At 38.2% G+C, this 19,856-nt stretch carries 25 protein-coding genes; 24 read left to right on the top strand and 1 reads right to left on the bottom strand.

The features are described from left to right. Positions 1 to 513 (bottom strand): LptA/OstA family protein (locus B4237_RS11840; RefSeq protein ID WP_286943243.1); only part of this gene is annotated, 513 nt, incomplete at its 3' end. A 118-nt stretch (positions 514 to 631) separates the two neighbouring features. Here B4237_RS11840 and B4237_RS11835 point away from each other — a divergent pair. The 24 genes from B4237_RS11835 to cmk all read left to right on the top strand — a co-directional run. Then, entirely contained in the window at positions 632 to 1,645 is a 1,014-nt protein-coding gene (locus tag B4237_RS11835; protein WP_278595142.1) for an aminoglycoside phosphotransferase family protein, read from the top strand. Further along, complete coding sequence (gene murU, locus B4237_RS11830; protein ID WP_278595143.1) at positions 1,645 to 2,334, top strand: N-acetylmuramate alpha-1-phosphate uridylyltransferase MurU; 690 nt, start codon at positions 1,645 to 1,647, stop codon at positions 2,332 to 2,334. The genes B4237_RS11835 and murU overlap by 1 nt, the downstream gene beginning before the upstream one ends. 175 nt (positions 2,335 to 2,509) lie before the next feature. Continuing rightward, positions 2,510 to 3,145, top strand: coding sequence for a 16S rRNA (guanine(527)-N(7))-methyltransferase RsmG (rsmG, locus tag B4237_RS11825; RefSeq protein WP_061524666.1), 636 nt, complete (start codon positions 2,510 to 2,512; stop codon positions 3,143 to 3,145). 18 nt (positions 3,146 to 3,163) lie between these two features. Then, positions 3,164 to 3,946, top strand: coding sequence for a ParA family protein (locus B4237_RS11820; protein WP_019384475.1), 783 nt, complete (start codon positions 3,164 to 3,166; stop codon positions 3,944 to 3,946). Further along, positions 3,943 to 4,830 (top strand): ParB/RepB/Spo0J family partition protein, encoded by an 888-nt coding sequence (locus B4237_RS11815; RefSeq protein WP_278595144.1) that lies wholly within the window; start codon positions 3,943 to 3,945, stop codon positions 4,828 to 4,830. Before B4237_RS11820 ends, B4237_RS11815 begins: the two co-directional genes overlap by 4 nt. A 47-nt stretch (positions 4,831 to 4,877) precedes the next feature. Beyond that, positions 4,878 to 5,507 (top strand): MotA/TolQ/ExbB proton channel family protein, encoded by a 630-nt coding sequence (locus B4237_RS11810; RefSeq protein ID WP_278595145.1) that lies wholly within the window; start codon positions 4,878 to 4,880, stop codon positions 5,505 to 5,507. A gap of 15 nt (positions 5,508 to 5,522) precedes the next feature. Next, a complete protein-coding gene (locus B4237_RS11805) occupies positions 5,523 to 5,951 on the top strand; it encodes an ExbD/TolR family protein (protein ID WP_004879903.1) in 429 nt (142 codons plus the stop codon). Continuing rightward, the gene (gene msbA, locus B4237_RS11800) at positions 5,948 to 7,675 is read left to right on the top strand and encodes a lipid A export permease/ATP-binding protein MsbA (protein WP_278595146.1); all 1,728 of its coding nucleotides are present in this window, start codon (positions 5,948 to 5,950) and stop codon (positions 7,673 to 7,675) included. The genes B4237_RS11805 and msbA overlap by 4 nt, the downstream gene beginning before the upstream one ends. A 2-nt stretch (positions 7,676 to 7,677) precedes the next feature. Beyond that, complete coding sequence (lpxK, locus tag B4237_RS11795) at positions 7,678 to 8,691, top strand: tetraacyldisaccharide 4'-kinase (protein ID WP_278595147.1); 1,014 nt, start codon at positions 7,678 to 7,680, stop codon at positions 8,689 to 8,691. A 9-nt stretch (positions 8,692 to 8,700) separates the two neighbouring features. Beyond that, positions 8,701 to 9,462 (top strand): 3-deoxy-manno-octulosonate cytidylyltransferase, encoded by a 762-nt coding sequence (kdsB, locus tag B4237_RS11790; RefSeq protein ID WP_278595148.1) that lies wholly within the window; start codon positions 8,701 to 8,703, stop codon positions 9,460 to 9,462. A 6-nt stretch (positions 9,463 to 9,468) separates the two neighbouring features. Further along, on the top strand, positions 9,469 to 10,452 hold the full coding sequence (locus B4237_RS11785) for a DNA polymerase III subunit delta' (RefSeq protein WP_278595149.1): 984 nt from the start codon (positions 9,469 to 9,471) through the stop codon (positions 10,450 to 10,452). A 312-nt stretch (positions 10,453 to 10,764) separates the two neighbouring features. After that, complete coding sequence (locus B4237_RS11780) at positions 10,765 to 11,109, top strand: PilZ domain-containing protein (RefSeq protein ID WP_004879891.1); 345 nt, start codon at positions 10,765 to 10,767, stop codon at positions 11,107 to 11,109. Positions 11,110 to 11,134: 25 nt separating this feature from the next. After that, on the top strand, positions 11,135 to 11,908 hold the full coding sequence (locus tag B4237_RS11775) for a TatD family hydrolase (RefSeq protein ID WP_278595150.1): 774 nt from the start codon (positions 11,135 to 11,137) through the stop codon (positions 11,906 to 11,908). A gap of 40 nt (positions 11,909 to 11,948) precedes the next feature. After that, on the top strand, positions 11,949 to 12,557 hold the full coding sequence (locus B4237_RS11770) for a TetR/AcrR family transcriptional regulator (protein WP_017196661.1): 609 nt from the start codon (positions 11,949 to 11,951) through the stop codon (positions 12,555 to 12,557). Positions 12,558 to 12,863: 306 nt separating this feature from the next. Then, positions 12,864 to 13,439, top strand: a complete 576-nt coding sequence (locus B4237_RS11765; RefSeq protein ID WP_278595252.1) for a prepilin-type N-terminal cleavage/methylation domain-containing protein — start codon at positions 12,864 to 12,866, stop codon at positions 13,437 to 13,439. Beyond that, positions 13,429 to 13,935 (top strand): type II secretion system minor pseudopilin GspI, encoded by a 507-nt coding sequence (gspI, locus tag B4237_RS11760; RefSeq protein WP_374974162.1) that lies wholly within the window; start codon positions 13,429 to 13,431, stop codon positions 13,933 to 13,935. The genes B4237_RS11765 and gspI overlap by 11 nt, the downstream gene beginning before the upstream one ends. Then, positions 13,935 to 14,672, top strand: a complete 738-nt coding sequence (gene gspJ, locus B4237_RS11755; RefSeq protein ID WP_278595151.1) for a type II secretion system minor pseudopilin GspJ — start codon at positions 13,935 to 13,937, stop codon at positions 14,670 to 14,672. Before gspI ends, gspJ begins: the two co-directional genes overlap by 1 nt. Before the next feature lie 2 nt (positions 14,673 to 14,674). Beyond that, positions 14,675 to 15,631: a type II secretion system minor pseudopilin GspK gene (gene gspK, locus B4237_RS11750; protein WP_278595254.1), complete on the top strand. Its 957-nt coding sequence runs from the start codon at positions 14,675 to 14,677 to the stop codon at positions 15,629 to 15,631. A gap of 107 nt (positions 15,632 to 15,738) precedes the next feature. After that, entirely contained in the window at positions 15,739 to 16,335 is a 597-nt protein-coding gene (locus B4237_RS11745; RefSeq protein ID WP_004879878.1) for a 6-pyruvoyl trahydropterin synthase family protein, read from the top strand. Positions 16,336 to 16,379: 44 nt separating this feature from the next. Continuing rightward, positions 16,380 to 17,093, top strand: a complete 714-nt coding sequence (ung, locus tag B4237_RS11740) for a uracil-DNA glycosylase (protein WP_004879875.1) — start codon at positions 16,380 to 16,382, stop codon at positions 17,091 to 17,093. Beyond that, complete coding sequence (locus tag B4237_RS11735) at positions 17,093 to 18,214, top strand: enoyl-CoA hydratase/isomerase family protein (RefSeq protein ID WP_004879873.1); 1,122 nt, start codon at positions 17,093 to 17,095, stop codon at positions 18,212 to 18,214. Before ung ends, B4237_RS11735 begins: the two co-directional genes overlap by 1 nt. 6 nt (positions 18,215 to 18,220) lie before the next feature. Beyond that, on the top strand, positions 18,221 to 18,730 hold the full coding sequence (tadA, locus tag B4237_RS11730; RefSeq protein ID WP_004879870.1) for a tRNA adenosine(34) deaminase TadA: 510 nt from the start codon (positions 18,221 to 18,223) through the stop codon (positions 18,728 to 18,730). 66 nt (positions 18,731 to 18,796) lie between these two features. Continuing rightward, positions 18,797 to 19,237 carry an SRPBCC family protein gene (locus tag B4237_RS11725; RefSeq protein WP_007481838.1) on the top strand — a complete coding sequence of 147 codons (441 nt, stop codon included), beginning with the start codon at positions 18,797 to 18,799 and terminating at the stop codon, positions 19,235 to 19,237. A 13-nt stretch (positions 19,238 to 19,250) separates the two neighbouring features. Beyond that, the coding region (cmk, locus tag B4237_RS11720) for a (d)CMP kinase (protein ID WP_286943234.1) at positions 19,251 to 19,856 on the top strand (606 nt) is incomplete at its 3' end.

Below are 19,856 nucleotides of genomic sequence, written 5' to 3'. Positions count from 1 at the left end.
AATTTGGTCACTTTGCGTTAATAAACCTGATTGTGCAAGCTGAACACGACCTTGTGCATTTGCGTATGTCTGAGTTGAATCAATCGTCACCTGATCTGCACGAATGGTTCGTCCTTCTTGGTCGATTATAACATTGCCTTGCAGGACTGAATCACCTTCAGGATTATAGTGACCGTAATCTGCTGTGATTACAGAGGTTGTGCTACTTGCATCAACAGCTTTGGTTTCAGGGTTAATCGGTGTAACCCATGTTCCTTGACAGAAAGAAGAGCTTAAGTAACGGTTATCACGTAACTGTGCTTCTGGTGCAGATTTATCAACGTAATACTGTTGAAAAAACTTTTGACCGGGAAAGCTTTCTTGGTCTTGTTGAAGTTTAGCTTTAAGCTGGGCATTGTCTAAAGTCGAGACATGAGACGAATCTGTTGCTGCGAAACTTGATTGAATCGAGCCGCCACACAAGAGTGTCAAAATAGCAGTTGCTAAAGGATTAAATTTAAACTGATGTTTCATTGTCTCATTAACCAGTACGCTAATTCACAATTAATTATTGTCGCATCATAGAGAAAAAGTTGATAAGTGGCTACACTTAAGCTTTCAAAATCTCAGCTAGTTTTAGATTTTATTGCAAATGAATACACAACGTGAACAATTGATACAAACTTGGCTTCAAGCCACTCTCCAATCAGATCAATTTGAGATCAGCTTTTTGGCAGGAGATGCGAGCTTTCGTCGTTACGCACGAGTTAAGTTACAAAACAAAACATATATGCTTATGGATGCGCCGCCTGAAAAAGAAGATTGTGTTCCATTTGTGATCATTGATGAGTTTTTTGACAAGCACGATGTGCGTGTTCCGCATATCATTGCAAAAGATCTCGATCAAGGTTTGTTGTTGTTGGAGGATTTTGGTGATGTAGTTTTATCTACATTGTTAAATGATACGACGGTAGATGAATATTATGCTCAAAGCTTCAAGCAGTTAATTGAATTGCAGCAGATTGATGGTAAAGAATATTTACCAGAATACTCATATGACAAACTGATGTCGGAAATGCGTTTGTTGACGGACTGGATGTTGCCTTCATTGGATATTCAACCTTCGGAACAGCAGTTAGAAACAATTGAGCAAGCATTTGATTTTCTTGCTGTAGAGGCAACTCAGCAACCGCAAGTCATTGTGCATCGTGATTTTCACAGTCGTAATTTGATGAAAATTGAAAATGAACAAGAATTAGGGGTGATTGACTTTCAGGATGCTGTGATTGGCGCAGATACTTATGATCTGATTTCCATTACACGTGATGCCTACGTGCAGTGGAATGCTGATCGTGTCTACGAATGGTTTGAAGTTTTCTATAACTTATTGCCAGCAGCGGCGAAAGAAAATCGTAATTTTGAACAGTTCAAGCGTGATGCGGACTTAATGGCAATTCAACGTCATTTGAAAATTTTAGGTATTTTCGTTCGTTTGTTTGAGCGTGATGGAAAATCAGGATATTTAAAAGATTTACCGCGTGTAATGTGGTATCTGCTAGAAGAAAGCCAAGGTTATGATGAATTGAATGACTTTATGCAGTTTATCCGTGAAGTGGTTATGCCAAAGTTTATTGCCAAGTATGGTGACTATGAGGTTGCAGCATAATGAAAGCAATGATTCTAGCTGCTGGTATGGGCAATCGTATGCGTCCGCTGACACTGCACACACCTAAACCTTTACTCGAAGTTGGTGGCAAACCATTAATTGTTTGGCATATTGAAAAGTTACAAAAGATTGGTGTAACTGAAATTGTCATCAATACAGCATGGTTAGGTGAAAAACTTGCAAATACTTTGGGTGATGGCTCTCAATTCGGTGTCACGATATTATGGTCTCATGAAGGTGAGGGGTTGGAAACGGCAGGAGGTATCATTAATGCTTTACCATTGCTAGGAACTGATCCTTTTATTTTGGTCAATGGTGATGTCTGGACAACAATGGACTTTTCTACATTGTTGGATGTTGATTTGGGTGATAAGCAAGCACACTTGGTGTTGGTTGATAACCCGCCACAACATACCAAAGGCGATTTTATTCTAGCAAACGATTTGGCTTATACTTTTGAGCAAGATCAACTTGGTGAGGCGCTCACGTATAGCGGTGTTGCTGTATTACAACCGCAAATGTTTGTGGGTTTAGAGAATGGCAAACGCCCGTTAGCCCCTTTGCTTAAACAAGCCATGCAGCAACAGCGAGTTTCAGCCGAAAAAATGCAAGCAATTTGGGTTGATGTAGGAACACCTGATCGTTTAGAGCAACTTGATCAGCAAATCAAACAAGGTGTGTTCTGCTAATAAAATTAATTTTTGTCACTCTTTGATTTGTATAAGGAAAGACAAAAAACTGATGGATTGTGCAGTTTATCATGAACATAGATGTTTAACTGCATAATCGTTCAACAAGTCCTACTGTGTCTTGTATCAGAAATCGGTATACTGCACAGCAAATTTATCGAGATGTTACACCGTTATGCATCCTTTTTTTCAAGAATTAAAGCAAGGTAGCCAAGCACTAGGTTTAGATCTAAGTGAAGAGGCTTTAACTCTCTTATTGAAATATCAAGATGCACTCGTGCTTTGGAATAAGGCATATAACCTGACAGCCATTCGCGATCCAAAAGAAATGTTGGTTAAACATTTATTAGATAGCTTAAGTATTTTAAAAGATTTACCGGAAGGTCGTTTGTTGGATGTTGGAACAGGCGGTGGTATGCCCGGCATGATCATTGCATTGTGTCAACCAGAGCGTTCATGCGTTTTATTGGATTCAAATGGAAAAAAGATTCGATTCCTAAAGCAATTTATTGCTGATTTAAAACTAACAAATGTAATTGCAGTTCAAACACGTGTTGAAAATGAAGATAGCATTGGTGAGCTTGGTCAGTTCGATGTCATTACAAGTAGAGCCTTTGCATCTCTGACGGATTTTGTAAATGCTGCACAGCCGTATATGCATCAACAAAGCATTATCGCGGCGATGAAAGGTCTAATTCCTATGGATGAGGTTGAACAAATGAAGAATGAATATTCTTGTAAGGTTGTTGAGCTTCGTGTACCGAGATTAGATGAACAACGTCATTTACTTTTACTTCAACGTATTCAATAAAAAATATTAAGGGTAATCATGGCTCAAATTATTGCGATTGCAAACCAAAAAGGTGGTGTAGGGAAAACCACAACAGCAGTGAATCTTGCTGCATCTTTGGCGATCTTAAAAAAACGTGTCTTGTTAGTCGATATGGACTCGCAAGGAAATGCCACCATGGGGTCTGGTGTTCAAAAGAATGATTTACTTTATTCTGTAACTGATGTGCTGTTAGGTGAGGTACCTATCGAAACGGCAATTCAAAAAGCAGAAGTAGGTTATAAAGTTTTAGGTGCAAATCGTGAACTTGCTGGTGTAGAGCTTGCAATTGCAGAGCAAGAAGGGCGTGAGTTCATTCTGAAAAATGCCTTACAGGAAGTCGATTCGGCGTTTGATTATATTATTGTAGATTGTGCACCAAGTTTGAGTCTAATCACAGTGAATGCCTTAGCAGCTGTGAATGGTGTAATTATTCCAATGCAATGTGAATATTATGCTTTGGAAGGTTTAGCAGATCTAACGCAAACAATTGATCGTATACAAAAAGCCCTCAATCCGAACTTGGAAATCGTAGGGGTATTACGTACCATGTACGATGCACGTAATGCATTGACGCGTGATGTTTCGGCTGAATTAGAGCAATATTTTGGTAAGAAACTATATGACACAGTTATCCCGAGAAATATTCGTTTAGCGGAAGCGCCAGCACATGGTTTGCCTGTTATCTATTTTGAGAAAAGCTCAAAAGGCGCAGTTGCATATTTGAATTTAGCAGCAGAAATGTTGAAGAAAAGTAAAGTGAAAAAAGGAAGTGCGGTATGAGCATCAAAAAACGCGGATTGGCTAAAGGTCGTGGTTTAGATGCGCTGTTGGGTTCAATTCAAAAAGAAAAATTGCAACTTGAAGCACAAACCTTAGATCATGGTCAACTCAAGCAAATTGATGTTAATTTATTAAAACGTGGTGAGTATCAGCCACGTCGTTTTATCCAAGAACAAGATTTACAAGAGCTTGCATCATCAATTGAAAAGCATGGTGTAATGCAGCCAATCGTCATCCGTCCAGTTGATAATGAACAACATCCTTACGAAATCATTGCGGGTGAACGTCGTTGGCGGGCTGCTCAACTCGCGGGCTTGGCAGAAATTCCTGCGATTGTACGAGATCTAAATGATCAGGTTGCAATTGCTTTAGCGTTAATTGAGAACATTCAACGTCAAGATTTAAATCCGATTGATCAAGCGCTTGCACTACAACGTTTCCATGATGAATTTGGTTTAAGCCATCAGGAAATTGCGGATACTGTTGGCAAAGCTCGTACGACAGTAAGTAACTTATTACGTTTGTTAAGCTTAGCTGATCCAATTAAAGATTTTATGCAGCAAGGTCAAATTGATATGGGGCATGCCCGTGCCATTCTAGCTTTGAAAGCAAAAGATCAATTGGAAGTCGCTAAAATCGTAATTGAAAAAGATTTGTCAGTGCGTCAAACTGAACAATTAGTTCGTGAGTGGAGTGAACCAAAACCTGAAAAGGAAAAGGTGCAAGTTTCTCCTGATATTGAGCATTTAACTCAGAGACTTTCAGAGCGTTTCGGAGCAAATGTGAAAATTGACCATAATCAAAAAGGCAAAGGGAAAATGGTCATTCATTACCACTCATTGGATGAGTTGGATGGTATTTTGAATATTTGTTTACCTAACTAATATTTAGGATGCGTCCTGTTATATTTTAAATATTATTGGGGAATAATATGTGGGAACTCGTAAAGGCTGGCGGTTGGTTAATGCTGCCTCTCATTCTCTCATCAATTTTTACGGTTGCGATTACATTAGAGCGTTATCTTAGATTAAAGCGCTCTCAAGTTTTACCACAAGATTTACTTGTAAATGGTGCTGATTTAGAAACACTTGTTGCTAAGTTAGATCAAGAGAAAGCTAAACGTAGTCCATTAGGGCGAATACTAAAAGCTGGTTATGATCACAAAGATCAAGGTGAACAGTTTGCTTGTGCCCAAATGGAGGCAGCGGCATCTCAAGAAATTACTCATCTAGAAAAGAATATCAATTTTCTCGGTACACTAAGTGCAATTGCACCGTTGCTTGGTTTGTTGGGTACTGTATTAGGTATTATTGAGTCATTTCTAGTGATTGATGTTGGTTCAGTAGGTAATGCAAGTACAATGATGCCAGGTATTTCTAAGGCGCTAATTACAACTGCTGTGGGGATGCTTATTGCAATTCCAGCGATGATTGCTTATCGATATTTCCAACGAGTTGTTCATGAGTATGTTGCTGAACTCGAGCAACAATCAACTTTGTTTCATGCAGCACTTTTCTATAAAAAAGTACCACATGTTCAAGAACATCGCCGTGCAAGCTAAAGCATAGGTGATCTCATGAAATTTAAACGTTCTCAAGTTGAAGATATTCATATTAATTTGACACCAATGATTGACTGTATGTTATTTATTTTGGTGTTTTTATTACTTTCAACGACTTTTAGCCAGCAAAGCCGTATAAATCTAACATTGCCAGATGCTCAGGGTGTTCCACCTAAACAATTCGATCATAAAATTGAAATCATGGTAGACTCGACAGGACACTATTCCGTGAATGGTCAAGCATTATCCTCCAAAGATGTTGCAGATCTCAGCACTGCAATTAAGCAAGTTGCGCAAGACCGTAGAGATTTTATGTTTATTATTGCGGCGGATGCTAAGGCAACTCATCAAGATGTAATTCGAGTTATGGATGTTGCAGGCCAACTAGGTTTTGTAAACGTCAATATCAGCACAAAAGTTCCAACTAGAGGTTTTACCGAGTGAATCAAGATTTTAAGGTTTATGTTCGCTTAATATCGTATTTAAAATCTTATTGGGGCGTGGCCTTATTAGTGTTACTTGGTTTTGGTATTAATGCGGCTACTGAAGTATCAGTCGCTAAACTTCTCAAGTATATTATCGATGCAATTCAAAATGATAGCCGTACAAATTTAGATTGGTTCCCTGCGCTTATTGTTTTACTGATGTTTTTTCGTGGCGTAGGTTTGTTCCTTGGTGGTTACTTTTCTGCTGTTATTTCACGTCGCCTAGTATTTAGTATTCGTCAGGAAGTCTATGCGAAACTGTTAAGACTACCATCTCAATATTATCTTGATAATAGTGCTGGACATATTAGTGCAAAGTTGATGTATAACGTGGAGCAGTTAACAGCTGCTTCTTCTGAATCGTTACAGACGTTAATTAAGGATGGTTTGATTGTTACTGGCTTGTTGGGGTATTTGCTTTATACCAATTGGCGTTTAACATTATGCATCGTAGTTTTCATGCCGTTTATTGGTATATTGGTTAGAATAGCATCTAAGAAGATGCGAAAATTGTCAATCCAAGTGCAAAATACTATGGGTGACGTGAATCATGTTGTGCAAGAAACAATTACAGGAAATTCTGTTGTTAAGAGCTTTACTGGTGAAGCATTTGAACAACAACGTTTTTATAAATCTTCTGAAGAGAACCTTCGTCGTGGTTTAAAAATGGTTGTGGTACAAAATATTAATAGTCCAATCATTCAGCTATTATTATCGATGGCGATGGCTATTATTCTTTGGCTAGCTTTACGCCCACAAGTTTTTGGTGATACTACCGCTGGTGAATTTATTTCATTCATTACTGCTGCAGGATTAATTTCTAAACCGGTTAAAAATTTAACTGATATTAATGAAAAACTTCAACGTGGATTGGCAGCAGCACATTCAGTATTTGAATTACTAGATATGCCAGAAGAAATTAATAATGGGCAGCTTAAGCCCGTATTGAAAGGTAATATCCAATTTGATCACGCTAATCTTAGATATGAAGATGGTACGCATGCAATTAAGGATATCTGTCTAACTATAAAGACTGGTCAAACCGTTGCGTTGGTCGGACGGTCGGGTGCAGGAAAAACTTCTCTAGTAAATATGTTACCTCGCTTCCAAGAGTTGAGTAGTGGGCAAATTTATTTTGATGAAATTCCTGTTCAAGAGATTGAGTTATCTTATTTACGTTCACAAATTGCAACTGTAAATCAGCAAGTTGTACTTTTTAATCGTTCAGTTCGTGACAACATTGCGTATGGTCAATTACAAGACGCAAGCGATGAGCAAGTGATTGCTGCGGCGAAAGCGGCTTATGCACACGACTTTATTATGAACCTTCCTCAAGGCTACGACACTATTTTGGGTGCGCAGGGTCTAAACTTGTCTGGTGGTCAGCGTCAGCGTCTTGCAATTGCGAGAGCGATTTTAAAAGACTCTCCAATTTTAATTTTGGATGAGGCAACGAGTGCCTTGGATAACGAATCTGAATATTTTATCCAGCAAGCATTTGATGAGGCAATGCAGGGCCGTACTACGATTGTGATTGCACACCGTTTATCTACTGTTGAAAATGCTGATTTGATTGTGGTGATGGATAAAGGACAGATTGTTGAACAAGGTACACATGCAGAATTACTTGCAAAAAATGGTATGTACTATCAGTTGCATGAACGTAATTTTGAGGAAAACTAAGGATGTCTTTAGCGCAACATATACAGGATGCTTGGAATAAACAAGCCTCATGGTTAATTGTGTTGCGTCCATTATCATGGTTGTATCGATTCGGATTTAATCTGAATAAATCTCTGTATGCATCTGGCATTAAAACTGTTTATAAAGCGCCAGTACCAGTGATGGTGATTGGTAATATTACTGTAGGTGGTAGTGGTAAAACGCCTTTATTAATCCAGTTGGTTAAATACTTACAACAGCATAATATCCGCGTTGGCGTGATCAGCCGTGGTTATGGGGGACAAGGGCCTTTCCCAGCATTAGTTAATCGATTGTCAGAACCAGATACTGTTGGTGATGAACCAGCATTGATTGTGCAGTCTACTAGTGTGCCTATGGCTGTTGGGCCTAATCGCCAAGCCTCTATAGAGTTGTTATTGCAATCTCATGCATTAGATTTAATTATTAGTGATGATGGTCTTCAGCATTGGGCACTTGATCGTCAGATTGAATGGATCGTGTTAGATCAGAATCGAGGTTTGGGAAATGAAAGATTATTACCTGAAGGTTATTTGCGTGAACCAAAAGCTCGTTTATCGCGTAGTACTGTTATTTACCATACCAAAGCTAAAGCTGCTCAAGTTTCCAATAATATGCATTTACAAATAGGCTTGCCTTATCTGTTAAATAAAAATCTTGATTCTGTTTTGTTTGACCGAGAAAAATATTTTAATGCTGTCGTAGGAATAGGTTTTCCTGAACGTTTTTATCAAACATTGAGTCAGATTGGCGTGATTCAGTACCAAGCACATGAATTCCCAGATCACCATGATTATGAGATTTCAGACTTAACTTTTGATAATCAGGATGCAATCATTACGACTGAAAAAGATGCTGTGAAATTTAAGGCATTATTATCACAAAACCCTAATTTTAATATCCCGATTTGGGTTGTTCCTGTTGAAGCAGTTTTATCACCTGATTGTTATGAGTTGTTGAAACAACAATTACAACAAGTCGGTATTCAATTTTCTTAGAGCACTATCATGAAACATATTGTTATTCCTGCTCGTTTTGCGAGTTCACGTTTACCAGCGAAGCCATTATTACTAATTCATGGTCGTCCAATGATTTTACGTGTGGTGGATCAAGCTAAAAAAGTAGCAGGGTTTGATGATTTGTGTGTTGCTACGGATGATGAGCGAATTGCAGAAGTTTGCCGTGCAGAGGGGGTAGATGTTGTATTAACAAGTGCGGATCATCCTTCTGGCACAGATCGCCTCAGTGAAGTTGCTCGTCTAAAAGGCTGGGCGCAGAATGATATTATTGTCAATGTACAAGGTGATGAACCATTATTACCTGCACAACTAGTACAACAAGTATCTCAGCTCTTGGTTGATAATCCGCAATGTTCGATGTCAACTTTATGCGAATCGATCCATAGTTTGGATGAGTTTCATCGTGATAGCATTGTAAAAGTCGTCATGAGCAATCGTAATGAAGCATTGTATTTTAGTCGAGCTACCATTCCTTATGATCGTGATGGCGCAAAAGAAACAGAAGCTAGACTACATGATCAAGCATTTCGTCATTTAGGCTTATATGCCTATCGTGTGAAGTTACTACAAGAATATGTAACTTGGGATCAAGGTAAACTTGAAAAGTTAGAAAGTTTAGAGCAGCTACGTGTATTAGAGAATGGTCATCGTATTGCAATAGCCGTAGCTGAGGCTAACTTACCGCCAGGTGTAGATACGCAAGCTGATTTAGATCGTCTAAATGCAATGCCTGAAAGCTTATTTGAATAATATATAATGGTCGATTTACAACATCCGATGATTTATCCATGGCATGAACAAACTTGGGAACTGTTAACAACACGTTTTCCTGACATTGGGCATGGCTTACTTTTCTACGGTAAGAATGGTTGTGCAAAACGAGAGTTTGCACAACGTTTTGTCGCTTGGGTGCTGTGTTTAAATAAAAAAGCTCAATCAGCGTGTGGTGAGTGTAGTAGCTGTCAGTGGTTGAAATCTGATACGCATCCAAATTATGTTCACATCACAACAGATGAAGAAAATAAGAAACAAAATGCGAAAATAAAAATCGAAAAAATTCGAGATTTACTTCCATTTGTTCAACAAACCGGTGAAGGCTGGCGTGTGGTTGTGATCGAACCAGCTGAAGCACTCAATACTGCATCCTCTAATGCTTTACTAAAAACATTGGAAGAACCTGGTGAGCGCGTTGTTCTTATTCTATTAGCAGATCACTATTTAAAATTACCGGCGACGATTCGTAGTCGTCTACAGCATTTTGCTTTAGATCGTTTAACGATTCAGGATGCTCAGCAGTTTGTTCAGCAGCAATTACCAGATATTTCCGCAGAGCAAGTTTCATTGCTACTAAATTTGGCAAATGATATGCCGTTGAGTGCAATCGAACTTCAACAAAGCGAATGGCTTTCTAAAAGAAATAACTTTTTAAGTGATTGGCTGAAACTAGTCTCTGAAAAAAATATGCCTTTGAACTATTCTGGTAAGTGGTCTAAAGAATTGAATTTTTCAGAGTTTGTCACCATGTTTGAATATCTGCTAGGTGATTTGATTAGTTTGAAGCTCAATCAATCAACGCGTAACTATGATTTGGATTTTCAAGCATTAGCCGAATGCTATGATTTAGAAAAACTTTTTGAGATTTATAGTGATTTACAACATAAAAAGCTGATGGTAGAGCAAAATGTTCAAACTCAATTGGCTATGGATGAGTTGTTTATTCAACTTATGAATGTTTCCTAACATGATTGCGTTATGAGTTGTTACATAAGAACAGAGCATAGGCTCTGTTTTTTATTTCACTAGATGTGTTATGAAAAATATGTGTTTAATTGCTGTGCATATGCAGTTTGATGAGGGAGTTAGATGCAAAACATTGTTTGTTGTTTCATCTAATGTTTCTTATAATCAAATCAAGAAATAACGTAATTTTTGTCTACGGTTTTTTGCAATCTGATTATTCATAATCAATCAAATGGAACATATATTTGATCGATATTTAGAATATTTAGTTATATAAGAATGATTTAAGTTTAAATTTAACAGGGGAATGTTATGCAGCCGCAAATGATGGGTGGGATTATACAGGTAAATATTCCTGATAAAGCAACCTTGCAATCTAGCTATATGCCTTTTGTTCAAGGCGGAGGTTTATTTGTTCCAACTAAACAAGCTGTGAAAATGGGGCAAGAAGTTTTCGTGCTGGCGACCTTACCAGAACAATCTCAGAAAATTCCACTCACAGGGAAAGTAATTTGGATTTCTCAAAAACATACACATTTTAAACCACAAGGCTTTGCAATCCAGCTTGTGGGAGAAAAAGGTGTGTATTATAAAAATGAAGCTGAAAAATTGTTGGCAGGATCTAAGGCTTTAGATCGCCCAAGTTATACAATGTAATTATAGTCGTAGATAGGAAAAAATAGTGTTTGTTGATACGCATTGCCATTTAACCATGTTGGATTTAAGTCCTTATGAAGGAAACTTAGATCAAGCACTTGAACAAGCTCGACTTGCAGGTGTTTCGAAGTTCATGGGGATTTCAGTTGATCTTGATGATCATATTAAATTGGCAGAAATCGCATCTCGTCATCATGATGTTGGATATACCGTAGGCGTGCATCCTTGTGAAGATGATCATGTGATGGCAAGAGCAACAACAGACTATTTGGTTGAACTAGCCCAATCTGAAAAAGTTTGGGCGCTAGGTGAAACTGGCTTGGATTATTATCACAGTACAGATTTTATTACAGAACAAAAACAATGCTTTGCTCGTCATATACAGGCTTCAAAAATAGTAAAGAAACCAGTTGTTGTGCACACCCGATCAGCTAAACACGATACCGTTGATATCATTAGAGCTGAACAATCGACACATGGTATTTTACATTGCTTCACTGAAGACTGGGAAACAGCCAAAGCTGTGTTGGATTATGGTTACTATATCTCTTTCTCTGGGATTATTTCATTTAAAAATGCTCAAGATTTGCGGGATGTTGCAAAGCAAGTGCCTCTTGATCGAGTGTTAATAGAAACGGATAGTCCTTATTTAGCACCAGTACCATATCGTGGTAAAACGAATGAACCAAAATATGTTCCTTATGTAGCAAAAGCACTAAGTGATGTATATGATAAATCGCTTGAAGAGATTGGTATGATTACCACACAAAATTTCGAGAATCTCTTAAATTTGAAATAAACGGTTATTGTTGTACTAGGAAGAGAGTTATCACGTGAAAATGGATCGTCAAGCTCAGTTTAGAGCACGAGAAGTATTAATTTTTCAAATCGCTGAGCAACTCCTATTAGAAAATGGTGAAGCAGGCATGACCTTGGATGCTCTTGCAGCAGAGCTAGATCTTGCCAAAGGCACATTATACAAACACTTTCAAAGTAAAGATGAATTGTATATGTTGTTAATCATTCGTAATGAGCGAATGCTTTTGGAAATGATTCAGGACACTGAAAAAAGTTTTCCTGAACATTTAGCTTTCTTTATGTTGCATCATTTACATCATCCTGAACGCACAGCATTATTTCATCAGATAGAAGAGCGTTTATCGACAACAGGTCAAGGTATACAGCTATTATTTAGTGAGTTATATAAAGTTCGTCGACAACGTTTACGCATTATTATTCGTATGACAGAAAGCTATTTGTTGGATATTAATAGCACGATGACAACGCGTGATTATTTAGCATCCATTTGGTCTTTGACTTATGGAGCTGCCGTTATTCTCAATTCAAGTTTTTACCAGCGTTATCTTGGTTCAAGAGATACTCTGCGAGTTGCATATATCGAACAAGCTTTAGCCATGCCGAAGCAACTTGAAACAATTACGACATAGTTGGTCAATACAATGAACTGCTCGCAGCATAGTCGACAAACAAGCAAACGACATCTTATTTCTCGGTTTGCTAAAGTTTCAAGCTATGCTCGATTTAAATGCGTCAACCCTGAGCATAGTTCTATGTCTAACATCCAGACAAAATTTCATTTTGTTCATCCTCACACTCGAAGTGTAGCTTCTTGTGCAGTAGAACCGCGCGTTGTTCGACGAAAATTTGCTCACTTCGAGCATAGAGCTTTGCCTTCTTGCGAAGCTGGGCTTCTTAGAGAGAAACGTTGTTTTACTCATCCTGTAACTCAAAGCATGGCTTCTAGTCTTGCGACACGATCGAGTGTTGCTCGATTTAATCGTGTCTCAGGATTTACCTTGATTGAGGTCATGGTCGTTATTGTGATCATGACGATTATGGCATCTTTAGTTGTATTGAATATTGGTGGTGTTGACCAACGTAGAGCGATGCAAGCCCGTGAGATGTTTATTTTAGATCTAAAAAAGATTAATAAAGAAGCAACGGATCAAGCTAAGGTATTTGCTTTAAATACACAGAATGCGACTGATGTCGCACCGTTTAGCTATAATTTGTTCGAATATCACGATCAGAGCAAAAAACAAATTCAACAAGAAGATCGGACTTGGCAGCCTTATGTAGAATTCAAAACACGTCAGCTACCTGAGCAAGTTTCATTTAGCATTGAAAGTCTGGATAATGAGAGTTATCCAAAAGCTAACAATGAAGATTTGTTGGGGGGGAAGGCACCTCAATTAATTTGGTTTGGCAATGGTGAGGTTAAACCTGTTCGAATTCAGTTTTATTATCAGCAACAAGCAATTGGGCACGAATTCGAGTTAGATCACTTGGGTAAAGTAAATGAAAATTAGATACTCAAAACATAGTGCTCTTTCAGGTACTCAGACGAAACTATGCTTTGCTAATCCTGTAGCTCAAAGAATAGCTTCTCATCTTGTGACACGATCGAGCGCTGCAAGATTTAATCGTGTCTCAGGATTTACCTTGCTTGAAGTTATGGTCGCATTGGCTATCTTTGCAGTCGCAGCAATTGCTTTAACAAAAATAGCGATGCAATACACTCAGTCAACTTCAAATGCAATTTTAAGGACCAAAGCTCAGTTTGTTGCTATGAATGAAGTTGCCACGATGGAAATGAACCAAGAGTGGCTAGATGGAACTCAATCTAAACAAGTGACCTCTCAAGGTGAAACGTGGCAAATTGATAAAAAAGCACAATCAACGATTAGCCCCAAAATACAACGTATTGAACTGCAAGTTAGCTTATTTAATGCTGATCAAGGCAAACTAGAAGCGGGAATTACTAATGTTGTATTTTTTAATTATCCAGCAAAAGCTAGAACATAATGAATAATAAAAATGTGTTTGGTATTTCATCAGTTTCTAATGCTCAACCAAAGTTTGACTTGGTTAATTCAAACACTCTAAGCTTAGTTCCCTGCTTTGCAGTAAGGTCGAGCATTGCTCGTCAGAAATCAGTTTTAGGATTTACCTTAGTGGAGCTGTTGGTTGCGATCGCAATTTTTGCTGTGCTTTCAATGATGGGTTGGAAGGTTTTTGATTATCTGCTCAAAGTCAAAGATCGTAATGCTGAACATGAGACACATTTATTTGAATTGCAAGATGCGTATCAGCAAATTTTAAGAGACAGTTTGCAAATTATTCCTTTAACAGCAAATGATGGGCGGCAAATACAGGCTGCTTTGGTGCTCAACGATAGAAGTTTTATGTTCAGTAAGGCGGGTGTCTCAGATCCTCTAAAGCAAGGTTTGTCACCTTATGAGCGAATAGAGTATCGTTATGATTCGGCACAGAAAAAAGTATATAGACTTAAATATTCAAACTTGAATATCCCAAATCGTATTCAGCCTGTTTCAAGTACTTTGCTTGAAAATGTAGATCAATTTAAAGTAACTGTTTTGAATCCTCAAGAATTAACCCAATGGCCAGAAAATATCAATGATCCAAATAATGTAGTAGAACTAAAAAAGCTACCATTAGGATTGAAAATCCAGCTTACGGTAGCAGGAACAGATTATGAATGGATTTATAGTCTGCTTCGTACCAATCAGGATGGTCAATAATGATGATAAAGAATCAATCACAACATGGCGTTGCATTATTAACGATTTTGGTTATGGTTGCTTTAGCGACTATTTTGGCTGCAACTATCGCAAAGCGACAATCAAATACTGCTGAAAATACAGGATATTTGATGCGGCAAGATCAGTCTTTACTATATGCCAAGAGTGCTGAAGCTTTTTTTTCTGAGTTATTGATTCAAGACAGTGATAACGGCAGCAGTATTGATCATTTACAGGAAAATTGGGCAAAGCCTATGCCCCCATTTTCAGTTGAAGATGGTGCTGTATCTGGTCGTTTATTAGATGAATCTGGTAAATTTAACCTGAATAATTTGGTTAAATCTGATGGTAAAGTTGATGAAGCAGCCAAGCGTTGGTTTGAAAAACTTTTGCAGCGAGTTGGGCTTCCAGCAGAATTAAGTCAGGCTGTAATTGATTGGCAGGACAGTGATGATGAAACGACTGGTGCAATGGGTGCCGAGAGTAACTACTATCAAGGTTTAAATCCGCCTTATTTGGCATCGAATACAATGTTTCATAGTGTTGATGAATTGAAGCTTGTCAAAGGCTTTGAAGGTAAAAACTATGATTTGATTAAGCCTTATGTGACGGCTTTACCAGAGCAAACCAAAGTCAACATGAATACTGCATCGGCCTTATTATTGGCAAGCATAGATCCAAGAGTGGATGTCAATGCTCTTGATCAAGAATTAAAAGCAAAACTCTCTAATTTAACTTATTTTAATAATGTTGATGATTTGTGGAAATTAAATGCTTTTTCTGGGGCTGAAGATCAGGCTAAAAATGATGTTGCTGGACTGTTAGATAGCAAATCAAATTATTTCACTGCTCAAATTGAAGTTGTTTTAAGCGAACGGAAACGTCAATTTACTAGCTCTATGGTGAGAAAAGATAGGCAAGTCACTGTTTACTCAAGAAGTCTTGTACCTTTTAATTAATTTTCATCATTGAGTTTGCAAATGGTGACAAGATTTAAAATCAATCCCAATGCTAGTTCTTTTGCTTTATAATAAAATTCGTTTGCAGATAAAGATTAGCTTGGTGCATGTTAATTCGTAAATTATTTAAGTTTGAAAATGCTCATATTGTACGAAATTGTACATCGGATCGTTGTAAGCGTTCGATTCATGGGCATAGTTATAAAGTTGAATTATTATTAAAAGCGTCAAAGCTTGATCATGGACAAATGGTTTATGATTTTGGTCTTTTAAAAGGCGTCATTAAAGAGTTGTTTGATAGTTTTGACCATGCGATTTGTTTCTGGCAAAAAGATGATGCTGCGTACATAGATGCATGTAAAACGTTTAGTGCTCGCTGGATTTCCTTACCAGTTTCACCTTCGGCAGAGCAGTTTTCACGTATTTTCTTTTTCATTGCTCAACAAGTATTAAACTCGACTTCTACTCAGAATGGTGAGGGTGATGTTGAGGTGTATTCTGTGATCGTGCATGAGACAGATACGGGCTATGCTCAAAGCTTCCAAGAAGATATTGATAATGAGCAAATGGGGTTGTTGGATTTAGAGCAAATCATTTTTTCTGAACAAGTACAGTCCGAGTGGAGCGATACGCAGATGTATGAAAAACTGAAAAATGGTATGAAGTTTCAAAACCCGAATGTAGAACTACAAGTAAATATTTAAATACTTTATCAATTTATTGAGCGAATTAATTTCAAGGAATTTTGATGCAATTTACTGAACAACAGCAGGACAAATTAAATAAAGTTCAGTTGGATGACTCATGGAAAACTTCACTATCAGATTTTCTTCTCAGTCAGAAGATGGATAATTTGCGTGAATTTTTGCAACAAGAGATACTTGCACAGAAAACGATTTATCCGCCAAGTAAGCAAATTTTTAATGCATTCAACACTACGCCGTTAAATAATGTGAAGGTCGTAATTTTGGGACAAGATCCTTATCATGGCCCAAATCAGGCGAATGGCTTAAGTTTTTCTGTACAAAGAGGGGTTGCATTACCTCCATCTTTGCGTAATATTTTTCATGAGTTACATACTGACTTAGCTGTGCCTATTTCTCGTCATGGAGATTTAAGTAAATGGGCGGCTCAGGGTGTATTGTTATTAAATAGCGTACTTACAGTTGCTGCTGGGCAGCCGACATCACATCAAAAGCAAGGATGGGAAGACTTCACCGATGCTGTGATTGATACGTTAAATGAACAACGTGAGCGAGTTGTCTTCATCTTATGGGGTGCTTATGCGCAACGTAAAGGGCAACGCATTGATCGCAATAAACACCTTGTGCTGACTGCAGCGCATCCATCTCCGCTTTCAGCGAATAGAGGTGGTTTTTTTGGTTGTAAAGTGTTTTCAAAAACAAATGATTATTTGAAACAACATGGCATTGAGCCTATAGACTGGCAATTGGACGCATAATGACTTCTCCCGATTTAAGTAGCTATCATCCTGATTTAGTTATCGAACAGGCAAAAAATGGTTGGCGTATTGTTCGCCTTAACAGACCAAAATCTTTACACGCATTAGATGAATCTATTGTTAGTGCCTTGTTGAAAGTGTTTGAAGACTTTCACGTCGATGAAAGTGTAAAAGCGATTTGGTTTGATTCAACAACGCCTAAAGCATTCTGCGCAGGTGGTGATGTTCGTAAACTTCGTCAATTAGTTATTAATAATGAAGTTGATACTGCAAACAAATTTTTTGAGCAGGAATATGCTTTAGATTTATTACTTCATAATTATGCTAAACCAATCGTTGTTTGGGGTGAAGGCTATGTGATGGGTGGTGGTCTTGGGTTGTTTATGGCAGCTCCATTTCGTCTAGTTACGCCATATTCACGTTTGGCAATGCCAGAAATCAATATCGGTTTATATCCAGATGTAGGCGGTAGCCGCTTTTTAGCTGATCGTGGACAAATTGGCTTATTTACAGGGTTGACGGGTTCGATCATGACGGCTGCTGGTGCATTTAGCATTGGCTGGGCGACACATATTTGTGAGGCTCAACGAGATAACGTGCTTCAAAAAGTTCTCAATGTTGACTGGAATCATTATCCAGCAGGCGCATTCCGTGCTATTGACGATACTTTAAATAGCCTGCATAGACCTGTAGCTTCTGGACCGTTGCAAAATTCTATCGATGTTATTCATAGCGTATGTCGTGGACAAAGCTTTGAATATGACTATCAAGCCATCATCGGTTTGAGCGAAGCGAGTAGTGACTGGTTACGTCAAGCAAGTGAGAATTTACAGAAGGGTTCTCCAAGCACCGCAGCAATCACTTGGTTGTTATGGCAGTGGGGCAAGCAAGGTCATGCTTGGGATGAGGTTTTTGCTCTTGAAGCGCAAATTTCAGATTGGAAAATACGCCATCCAGACTTTGTAGAAGGTGTACGTGCCCGTTTGGTGGATAAGGATCTTTCACCAGAATGGAAAGCTGCTGAAAAAATTACCTTAAAAGATATTTTGTCAGATCATCCTCCAGTAACAGATATTGATAGCTGGAATGCATTGTTGAGACAATATGGCGTTGTTTCATAATTTGTCATGACTGAAAGAAATATAGACGATGAATATTGGATGCAGTTTGCTTACGAGCAGGCTGCATTAGCTGCGGCAGATGGGGAAATTCCAGTTGGAGCAGTGATTGTAAGTGATGGTAAGATTATTGGTGCAGGTTATAACGCTCCGATTAAACTGTCTGATCCGACAGCTCATGCTGAAATTCAAGCATTACGTTCTGCTTGTACATCAATTCAAAATTACCGCCTTCCTGATGATGCTGTTCTTTATGTAACTCTTGAACCTTGCACGATGTGCGTAGGTGCATTGGTTCATGCGCGTGTGCAAAAAGTTGTTTTTGCAACAACCGAACCTAAAGCTGGTTCTTTAGTGAGTGCTCGACAGTTACTAGAGAACGGATATTACAACCATAAGTTTACGTTTGAGCATGGCTGTATGCAGCAGCAATGCTCAAATCAATTAAGTCATTTTTTCAAGAAAAGAAGAGATGAAAAAAAGAAAAATCGTTTATCTAAAACGTCCTTAAATGATTAAAAATGTTTCATTAGTTGTGGCACACTAAGCCTCCCATGATTTTGGTTAGATCAAAAAGGCGAAGTTATGCGTAATGCAATCACTGTAAAAAAAGAATTTAATGCTCCGATTTCTGAAGTTTTTGAATTATTGTCAAAACATTCAACTTACAACAAAGCTTTCGCTCCAGTTCAAGTGGTACGTGTAAAAGATTCTGCTGATCCGCAACGCCCTGATGGTGTTGGCTCTGTTCGTCGTATGGGTTTTGGTCCAATTAAGCCGCTGCAAGAAGAAATTACGTTATTAGAAGAAAATAAACGTATCGAATATAAGTTGATTAATAACCCATTGGTAAAACATCATTTGGGACAAATTGACTTTAAAGAAATCACGCCATACATCACGCTTGTGACTTATAAGATTGAATTAACAGCAAAAGCACCTTTTGTAAGCAAATTAGTTCTTGCACAACTAAAAGCAGCGATTACACTAGGATTTTCTAAATTAGCCAAATCAGTTGCTTCATAAAAAAGAGATTGGAATGACAGTTCATATTATTACGATTGATGGTCCGAGTGGATCTGGTAAAGGTACATTGGCTGCAAAAATTGCCGCACATTATCATTTTAATTTATTAGATTCTGGCGCACTCTATCGTTTGCTTGGGCTGTCATTGTTTCAAAAAGGATTGTTGGATCAGCTTGATACAGCACTTAGCCAATGTGTTGATTGTGCATTGAATTTAAATATCGAATTCAAGTCAACTGAAAACTCGATTTTGATTTTCCTAGATGGAATTGATGTAACAAATACGATTAGAACTGAACAAGTGGGCGAGTACGCATCTAAAGTTGCTGCTGTTCCTGAGTTGCGTAAAGCATTGTTTGAACGCCAACGCGCATTTATTAAAGCACCTGGTCTAGTTGCTGATGGCCGTGACATGGCAACTTCTATTTTTCCAGAAGCCCAAGCGAAAATTTATTTAACTGCTTCGGCTGAGTCTCGGGCTGAGAGACGCGTAAAACAGTTGCAGGGCATGGGTCTTGATGCTAAAATAAGCGACATTTTATCTAACATACAAGCTAGAGATAAGCGAGATATGGAGCGTACAGTTGCTCCGCTCAAGCCAGCTGATGACGCGTATATC

This window comes from Acinetobacter sp. UBA6526 (assembly GCF_002434875.1).
GTDB lineage: Bacteria > Pseudomonadota > Gammaproteobacteria > Pseudomonadales > Moraxellaceae > Acinetobacter > Acinetobacter venetianus.
This window is presented reverse-complemented; position numbering and strand designations above follow the sequence as displayed.